This is a genomic window from Yoonia sp., from assembly GCF_036007805.1.
Lineage (GTDB): Bacteria > Pseudomonadota > Alphaproteobacteria > Rhodobacterales > Rhodobacteraceae > Yoonia.
On the sequence record NZ_DASYOK010000257.1, the window covers coordinates 1 to 2,317 of the forward strand.

General features: G+C 59.4%; 3 protein-coding genes. All 3 read left to right on the top strand.

Annotation, left to right across the window (positions count from 1 at the left end; genetic code table 11):
* Window positions 1–537: ACT domain-containing protein (locus VGP75_RS13930; RefSeq protein WP_327544241.1), on the top strand; the 537-nt coding region annotated here is incomplete at its 5' end.
* 11 nt (window positions 538–548) lie between these two features.
* Complete coding sequence (locus tag VGP75_RS13935; protein ID WP_414727807.1) at window positions 549–1,337, top strand: metallophosphoesterase family protein; 789 nt, start codon at window positions 549–551, stop codon at window positions 1,335–1,337.
* A 78-nt stretch (window positions 1,338–1,415) separates the two neighbouring features.
* Window positions 1,416–2,317, top strand: a 902-nt coding sequence (gene mnmH / locus VGP75_RS13940; protein ID WP_327544243.1) for a tRNA 2-selenouridine(34) synthase MnmH, incomplete at its 3' end; no start/stop codon positions are given.

Consider the following 2,317-nt stretch of genomic DNA (forward strand, 5'->3'; position numbering starts at 1 on the left):
AACATCCTGTTTGACGGTCAGGCCTCTGAGATGAACCTCAAGGCGCTGACAGCGGCAACCATTGCAGGGATCATGAACAAGGCGAACCCTGACACCAATATGGTCAGTGCCCCTGTGATCGCCAAAGAGCGCGGTATCAAGGTTTCGACCACCAAGCAGGACCAGTCCGGCGCATTTGAAGGCTATGTCAAAGTGACCGTTGTCACCGAAAAGCGCGAGCGGTCGGTTGCAGGAACCGTGTTCAGCGATGGCAAGCCCCGCTTTATCCAGATCAAGGGTATCAACGTCGACGCCGAGGTCGGGGAACACATGCTTTACACCACCAACGAAGATGTCCCCGGCATCATCGGCACCTTGGGGACGACCTTGGGCGAACAAGGCGTCAACATCGCCAACTTTACATTGGGCCGCCACCAGGCGAAGGGCGAAGCGATCGCTTTGCTCTACGTTGACGAGGCCGTACCGCAGACAGCGCTTGAGGCACTGAAGGCCACAGGCAAGTTCCGGCAGGTCAAACCGCTCACGTTCAACGTCTGACCATCATGACAATGAGCCCCATCTACGCGATTGGTGATATTCACGGCCAGAAAGAAATGCTCGATCATGCGCTTGCGCTGATTGCGGCAGACGGTGGCGACGATGCACAGATCGTGTTCATGGGAGATTACACAGATCGCGGCCCGGATAGCCGGGCCGTGATCGAGACCCTGATTGCGGGCCGTGATGCGGGGCGCAACTGGGTCTTCCTCAAAGGCAACCATGACCGTTTCTTTACGCGGTTTGTCCGGCAAGGGCTGCAGCATGATCCGCGCGTTTCATCAGGTATCAGCTGGCTGAACACCCGTCTGGGCGGCACTGCAACGCTTGCATCATATGGCATACAGGCCGAGATGCGTTTCACAACTGATCGCAAAAGCGGGCTTGAGTTTCTCAAGTCCTGTCTGGGTCCGGACGGCAAAACGGATATCGCCGGATTGCAAAAGCTGGCGCAGCGCGCGGTGCCTGCGGCGCATCTGGATTTTCTGGACGGCCTGCCGCTTTGGTACGAAACCGAGGAGCTGCTTTTCGTCCATGCAGGTATCCGCCCCGGTTTGCCCATTGCAGCACAAGACCCCGAAGACCTTTTGTGGATCAGATCACCATTTCTGGAAAGCACCGAGGACTTTGGCAAGCTGGTCGTGCACGGGCACACCGCGCTTGAGTATCCGCAGCATTTTGGCAACCGTGTCGATCTGGATGGTGGTGCAGGCTATCATCGTCCGCTGTTTCCCGCCGTGTTTGAAGGGCGCGATTGCTGGGTTTTGACCGGCCACGGCCGTGTTGCGCTCACCCCCTGACCGAACATCCGCATCGGCCCGGCGCCACGCTGCCTATTCGCCCTTTTGCCGCAGCCCTAACTGCCGTAGACCATCGTCATGCCCATTGAGTTTACCAGCCTTGACGCGATCCTGAACCACGGGTTTGACACCGTGATCGACGTACGTTCACCCGCCGAGTTTGCCGAAGATCATATTCCGGGCGCAATCAACCTGCCTGCCCTCTCAAATGAACAGCGTGCGCAGGTTGGTACAATTTACAAGCAGATCAGCGCATTTGATGGCCGCAAGATCGGGGCGGGCATGGTGATCCGCAATGTGGCAGATCACATCGATGGGCCGCTGATGGACAAGGACGGGTCTTGGCGCCCGCTGGTCTATTGCTGGCGCGGCGGGCAGAGGTCAGGGGTGTTCTCGTCCCTTCTGTCCGAGATCGGCTGGCGGTCGCAAACCGTCAAAGGCGGCTACACAGCGTTCCGGCGGTTGGTGAAGGCGGGTCTTTATGACGTTCCCTTGGCGCATCGTTTTATCCTGCTGGACGGCTATACAGGCACCGCCAAAACCGAGATTTTGCCGCGCTTGGCCGCACGTGGCGTGCAGGTCATTGATCTGGAGGGGCTCGCAAAGCATCGCGGGTCGCTTTTGGGGGGCATGCCCGGGGGGCAGCCGTCACAAAAGGCGTTCGAGACGCGGCTGGCCACGGCACTGAACGCGTTGGACCCTACCCGGCCCGTGGTGATCGAGGCCGAAAGCAGCAAGATCGGGCGGATCGTGCTGCCTGCTTCTGTGTGGTCCGCGATGCTGGCAGGACCGCGGATTGTGATCAAAGCCCCCATGGACGCGCGTGCGGGTTATCTGGCAAAGGCCTACCGTGAGGTGATTGAAGACCCTGATGTGGTGGCCGCCAAACTTGCGCCGCTGCGCCGTTTGCGTGGTCATGCCACGGTTGACCGCTGGATTGCGCTGTCGCAAGCGGGGGCTTTGGTCGATCTGTCACATGC

Bases quoted from the DNA above. Each gene is read 5' to 3' on its own strand.
- VGP75_RS13935 (WP_414727807.1), top strand. From the start codon at position 549: ATGAGCCCCATCTACGCGATTGGTGATATTCACGGCCAGAAAGAAATG.